This is a genomic window from Acetobacter sp. AN02, from assembly GCF_029759835.1.
Taxonomy (GTDB): domain Bacteria; phylum Pseudomonadota; class Alphaproteobacteria; order Acetobacterales; family Acetobacteraceae; genus Acetobacter.
Genome location: NZ_JAJJND010000115.1, coordinates 1 through 5871 on the forward strand (window position 1 = coordinate 1; position 5871 = coordinate 5871).

A 5871-nucleotide genomic window follows, 5' to 3' on the forward strand; every position below is an offset into this window, starting at 1 on the left:
GAACCAGATCGTCGAACAACCTTGGCGCATCATGTCAATCGGACTGCGCAATTGGGCGCATAGGTTCTAGCAATCAATGGTTGGTATCAGGCACTGGAATGGTCTGCCACGCAAGCGGCCAGGATCGGGGATCTGGAGCGGGCGAATGATGCCCTGCGGGGGCGTCTGTGGATTGTCTGTGATGCTGTTCAGGAGGTCTATGCCGAGGCGATCGCTGCGCGGCTGATCGTGTGCGATCTGGACGCGGCATCCGGACGGCCTGCGCGTGATTTCCGTCCGCTGCCCGCTTATCCGTTTCCTGCCGGGGAGGCAGATGCTGCGGCTGGGAGTGCAGCGGTTGTGATGCCGAAATCCCCCCTTTAAGAGGCCGCTTAAAGGTCTTTAAGCGAGCCTTTAAAGGCTCGGGCCGGGTGGTTTGCGAATAGGAATTATGGTTCCATTTCTAGTGTCGGAAGTGTCAAATTCTAGCGTCCGCGCTCACCCAGGATCACATGGGAGTACAATTTGTGTAGTGCTCGAGTTTTCCTTAATGGTGGAAGCGTCTGGCTCGCCTGAGCAGTCGTGGCAACAAAATGCTGTGGCACTATCTGACAGAGGAGAGTAAATCTCTGCTTCACGGGTAAAGGCTGCAGCCTGACTGATGAAAGGCCCGACAGATACAGCCGTCAAAGACGCAGGACGGGAATGAAAAACCGGAAAGCAGGCAAAACAGAGCGGGGCGACACGCGCGCCCCGCTCCTGGCATCACTTACGTGCGGAGGTCACGCCCTCACGAACCCTTTTTCCGATCGTTTCATCAATATTCGTCCAGTATTCAAAAACACGCGACAGAACCGGCTCCTGCACACCCTGCAGGACATGCCCGACAATGTTGCTCACCAGACGATCACGCGCCGCATCATCCATCACCTTGTTGATCAGGATATTCGCCTGGCTGAAATCATCGTCATCCGGCCGCAGCGTATAGGCCTCGCGCACGAACTCGCCATCCGCGGCCCAGACCGCATTCTCCGGAAAACGCGTGGCATCCGCAGCAGGTCCGCCCTTTGAGTTCGGCACATAAACCGGATCATGCGCCTCGCGCATGCGCATGGCTCCGCCCTTGATATAGCCATGAACCGGACATTTCGGTGCATTGACCGGAATCTGTTTGTAATTCACGCCCAGACGCGCCCGGTGCGCATCAGCATAGGCAAACGCACGCCCCAGCAGCATCTTGTCAGGAGACAGACCAGTCCCGGGCACGAAATTATTAGGCTCAAACGCAAGCTGTTCAATCTGCGAATGGAAATCCGTCGGATTGCGATCCAGCGTCAGAGTACCGACATCAATCAGCGGAAACTCCCCCTGAGGCCACACCTTCGTCAGGTCGAACGGATTGATGTGCCAGGTCTTCGCCTCCTCATAAGGCATGATCTGCATCTTGAGCGTCCAGCTCGGATGCTCGCCCCGGCTGATCGCCATATGCAGGTCGCGCCGGTGATAATCAGCGTCCTCCCCTGCAATTTTCCCGGCCTGCTCCTGCGTGAGGCACTTAATGCCCTGATTGGTCTTGAAGTGATACTTCACCCAGAACCGCTCACCCTTCGCATTGACCCACATATAGGTGTGGCTGGAAAAACCATCCATATGACGCCAGCTCGCAGGAATGCCACGATCCCCCATCAGCCACGTCACCTGATGCGCGGTCTCCGGGCTCAGCGTCCAGAAATCCCACTGCATGTCATTGTCACGCAGCCCGTTATCAGCACGACGCTTCTGCGAGTGAATGAAATGCTGGAATTTCAGAGGATCACGCACAAAGAAGATCGGCGTATTATTGCCGACCATGTCGAAATTACCCTCATCCGTATAGAACCTCAGGGCAAATCCACGCGGATCACGCCACGTATCCGGGCTGCCTGCCTCTCCCGCCACAGTGGAGAACCGCGCAGCCACTTCCGTCTCCGCCCCCGGCTGCAGAAATTTCGCACAGGTATAGCGGCTGACATCATGCGTCACCTTGAACGTGCCGAAAGCACCGCTGCCCTTGGCATGCGGCTGCCGGTCCGGAATCATCTCCCGGTTGAACGCCGCCATCTGCTCGATCAGATAATGATCATGCAGCAGGATCGGGCCATTGGCACCGGCGGTAAGCGAATGCTCATCACTCGAAACCGGAATACCGGACTCGGTCGTATGGATCTCAGTCTTATGTTTCGTCGCCATCGTCGCACCATTCTGTATCATGACAGATGAATGTAATGACTCACGGCAAGGGAGCGGGTTCCCTGAAGCGGCCATCAAATACGTCTGAATGTGTCAGAAAACGAAAACGGACAGCTGGCTGCGGCTCCCGGATGGCTCGCGCCTGCAGTAAAACAGGCAGCAGACTATAATATTAAACTCCGGCAACATAACCCGGGCGATATCTCGCCTCCGCAATCAGCTCGAAGCATGATATACTCCCGGGGTTATCAGGATGCGGCTCTGTCCCGGAAGGATATTGTGGAATGGGTAAAAAATACAGAAATACATTGCGAGTATACCTTATATTCCTGATATGCGCTTCATTTATGTACTTGAATGATACCTGCGCCGCAGATCAGCCCGAAGGCAGCCGCATGCTGCATCCGCTGCCCAGAACTCCGGCTCAGAGATCAGCCGATACGCTCAATATCAAGGATTACGGAGCAATCCTCGGAGATAGCTCAGGTGCTTCGGATATAAAAATTATCGATCTCCTCATGGGAAACAATATTTCCAAGAGCGGGAGATCGATACAAAGCAGAATTCTGGAAATCCCGGCAGGTCGCTGGCCGCATTACACAATCATTCCAAAAAATACCGCAGATACCGATTTCGTCCGTGTGCTCGGACGCCTTGAGATGTACCCGTATTTCCCCGTCACAGCACACGATATCAATATGGCCGTCCCCTATTTCGGGGATGGGGTTCTGTCTGAAACACACGCGACAATGGGCGGCGGAAATCTCGAATTTGCACGCGTGGACAGCAACAACACTAATGCCAGGGAATACCGGCCGGCAGTTTCCTTCACACTGGTGGGGGATACACCGGAAGAAAAAGGTAACAGGGCAATATTCGGTCAGAAAAATGTAGTATTCAATCAGTTTACAACCGAAAGAAACAACGGAAATTCCCAGAATGTGCATGAGCGCGCCTATTACATGGGCCTGAACGGGGCAGGGGAGTTCGACGTCAATCACTGGAATGATGTCCAGATCGAGGGAACGAACTGGGTCTGGGCCAACCTCGTGACAATGAACGAGGGTATCTCCTTTTCGGACGGAAACGGACCGGTCTCCCCCTCCTGGCTTTATGAGGAGGACATGAGCGGATTTGGCCCCGACACAAGGGAGTCCGCCCATGATCCTTTCGGTTCAAAGCGTAAAATGTACTGGATGACCACCAATCATAACGAAAATAACGATGATAATTCCAACAGGGACCTCTCATGGGCGCCTGACACGAAATTTCCGGCCGGCCGGATCATCATCCGCACAGGCAGGGCCGGGCCTGTGATGTACAGAAATATCTCCGGCGGAGCGGTGTCAGGCAAAACCATGCCCGTCTTTCCCCTGTCCTTTGGTGCGCAAGTAAAGGACGGAGGCATTACATGGCAGAATATCGGTATCGAAACCTATGATATAGGATGCCTCATCTGTATTGCCGGCGGATCCGATGCAAGACATCACGAGAGGATCGGCACAATCATGGCAGAGACCACCGATCTGATATACAACGCAGTATTTGATTTCTCACAGGCAAAATTCGATCAGTCTGTCGAAAGAAACATATTCGCCAGGCTGCACAGCGATATGTACCTGGATATGACGGCTGACGGGACCCAGAACGGCCAGAATAATCATATTCTCGGATACAATTCCGCACGGTCCTCCCTTGAATATGAAGTCAGAAAAAAACCTGTTCTCGAAATAAAGGATGACGGAACTACAGTCATATCCGGCTCCCTCTCAGGTGCCGACGGAACTGTCAGACTGTCCTCAGGACTGGTCCTCGCCCCGAAGACAAAATCCGAAATCCTTGCCGTCAGACATCCGTCCGAGCCGATGACATATTACGACACAACGGATCATGCAGAAGTTACCTATCGTTGCCCGGGGGGCGGCTCATGCGGATGGTTCCCCGTAAGATACGGTGCCCCTCTGAAGCCATGAGGGGAGTTTTCCCAGAAAATGGATTACCGGGCAGAGGAAGCGATATATGAATATGGTGAATAAAGACGTGACAAGACAGAAAATCACTTTTGGAAAAGAGTATTAAGGAGTATTGGTCTGTCAGGCCATACAGTCGGCAGTGTAAGGGACGTCACCGGATGAGCGATCAGGCATTTATTACCTATTTCGGAACCGTTTTATGCCGGACCGGAAATGGCAGCTTTTTCCACTGCCTGATCGAGGAAGCCTTCGTTCCGTGGATATACACGGCATCCCGGAATATTCTGGTCGTCGGAAATCCGGAGGACGAGCAGACACATCTCATGGCCGAAACCGGCATGTATCTGAGCGCACAGCCTGGCGGATCGATCGATTTCGTCAAAAATTACGATGGCTGGGAAATGTTCAGACCGGTCAGCATGGAGGAAATCCATTCCAGGAAATCCATGCGTTTCAGGATCATTGAGAAAAACAGGGCCTTCAGAATTCCGAGAGTGATCCACCAGGTCGGAAACTCAAAGAACATACCTGAAAGTTTTCTGGATAACGTCAGCCGGATCAGGGACGTTAATCCAGGATGGGACTATATCTACTGGAGCGAGAAAGAACGCCACGATTTCATATACACCTATTACGGCTGGGACGTTCTCAATGCGTATCTGCGTATAAATCCGAGATACGGCGCGGCCAGAGCGGACTTCTTCAGATATCTCTGCATCTATCAGTGCGGAGGCGTCTATATGGATATGAAATCAAGGAATGAAATCCCCTTCGATAATCTGATCCGCGACGATGACGAATATCTTCTCTCTCAGTGGAACAACGGTCCGGGACGGCAGTTCTCCGGCTTCGGCCTCGGCCCGGAAATAAATTATATCCCGGGCGGCGAATACCAGCAGTGGCATGTCATAGCCACCTCAGGGCATCCGTTTCTTGAAAATGTCATTACATCAATACTTGCAAGAATAAAGAACTATGACGAACCCATGTATACCGTCGGTCGTCTCGGCGTGCTCAGGGTCACCGGACCTTATGTCTACAGTGCCTCCATCTTTCCGATCCTGAACGAGCACAAACACAGATTTTTCGATGCCGAGCAGTCAGGACTGCTCTATTCCTGCGTGACCAATCACACAAATACCTTCGGCAGACATTATTCCCAGGAGTTCACCCCGGTCGTCCTGTAACCCGCAAACATCTGGCAGCCCCCCGCAGAAGAAAGATCAGCGGGACCTGCCGCCCCTGGTCATGCTCTCCAGCACGCCGTCACGCCGGATCAGCCCGTGGAACAGCGCCGCCCCGAGATGCACCAGCACAATCAGCGCAAAAGCCAGCACGGTATGGGCGGAACGCAGCCCGGCCCATACCGCAGGATCATGGGGCAGAACAGGCGGAAGCCGCAGCGCCGGACCTGACGGCGGAACCGGATAATCTCCGGCCGACAGCATCCCCCAGCCGACCAGCGGCAGAGCGAACATCAGAACATAAAGCAGAACATGCGAAATCCTGGCCGCAAAAGCCATGGCCGGCGGCAGATCCCGCGGCAACCCCGGAGCAGAAATACGCAGCCTGTTCACCAGTCGCACCACGGCCAGCAGCAGAATGACGCCCCCCGTAATACCAACCATTGATTGCTAGAACCTATGCGCCCAATTGCGCAGTCCGATTGACATGATGCGCCAAGGTTGTT

At 53.8% G+C, this 5871-nt stretch carries 4 protein-coding genes; 2 read left to right on the forward strand and 2 right to left on the reverse strand.

Going from position 1 to position 5871, the window contains the following annotated elements; genetic code table 11:
- Positions 1 to 744: 744 nt before the first annotated feature.
- Positions 745 to 2208 carry a catalase gene (locus LOC54_RS10930; RefSeq protein WP_279313844.1) on the reverse strand — a complete coding sequence of 488 codons (1464 nt, stop codon included), beginning with the start codon at positions 2206 to 2208 and terminating at the stop codon, positions 745 to 747.
- A gap of 347 nt (positions 2209 to 2555) precedes the next feature.
- Between LOC54_RS10930 and LOC54_RS10935 the strand changes: the two genes are divergently transcribed.
- Positions 2556 to 4181 (forward strand): hypothetical protein, encoded by a 1626-nt coding sequence (locus LOC54_RS10935; protein ID WP_279313845.1) that lies wholly within the window; start codon positions 2556 to 2558, stop codon positions 4179 to 4181.
- Positions 4182 to 4339: 158 nt separating this feature from the next.
- Complete coding sequence (locus LOC54_RS10940) at positions 4340 to 5368, forward strand: glycosyltransferase family 32 protein (RefSeq protein ID WP_279313846.1); 1029 nt, start codon at positions 4340 to 4342, stop codon at positions 5366 to 5368.
- Positions 5369 to 5404: 36 nt separating this feature from the next.
- Here LOC54_RS10940 and LOC54_RS10945 read toward each other — a convergent pair whose 3' ends face one another.
- Entirely contained in the window at positions 5405 to 5809 is a 405-nt protein-coding gene (locus tag LOC54_RS10945) for a cytochrome b (protein ID WP_279313847.1), read from the reverse strand.
- Positions 5810 to 5871: the final 62 nt, after the last annotated feature.

Bases quoted from the DNA above. Each gene is read 5' to 3' on its own strand.
- LOC54_RS10930 (WP_279313844.1), bottom strand. From the start codon at position 2,208: ATGGCGACGAAACATAAGACTGAGATCCATACGACCGAGTCCGGTATT.
- LOC54_RS10935 (WP_279313845.1), top strand. From the start codon at position 2,556: ATGTACTTGAATGATACCTGCGCCGCAGATCAGCCCGAAGGCAGCCGC.
- LOC54_RS10940 (WP_279313846.1), top strand. From the start codon at position 4,340: ATGAGCGATCAGGCATTTATTACCTATTTCGGAACCGTTTTATGCCGG.
- LOC54_RS10945 (WP_279313847.1), bottom strand. From the start codon at position 5,809: ATGGTTGGTATTACGGGGGGCGTCATTCTGCTGCTGGCCGTGGTGCGA.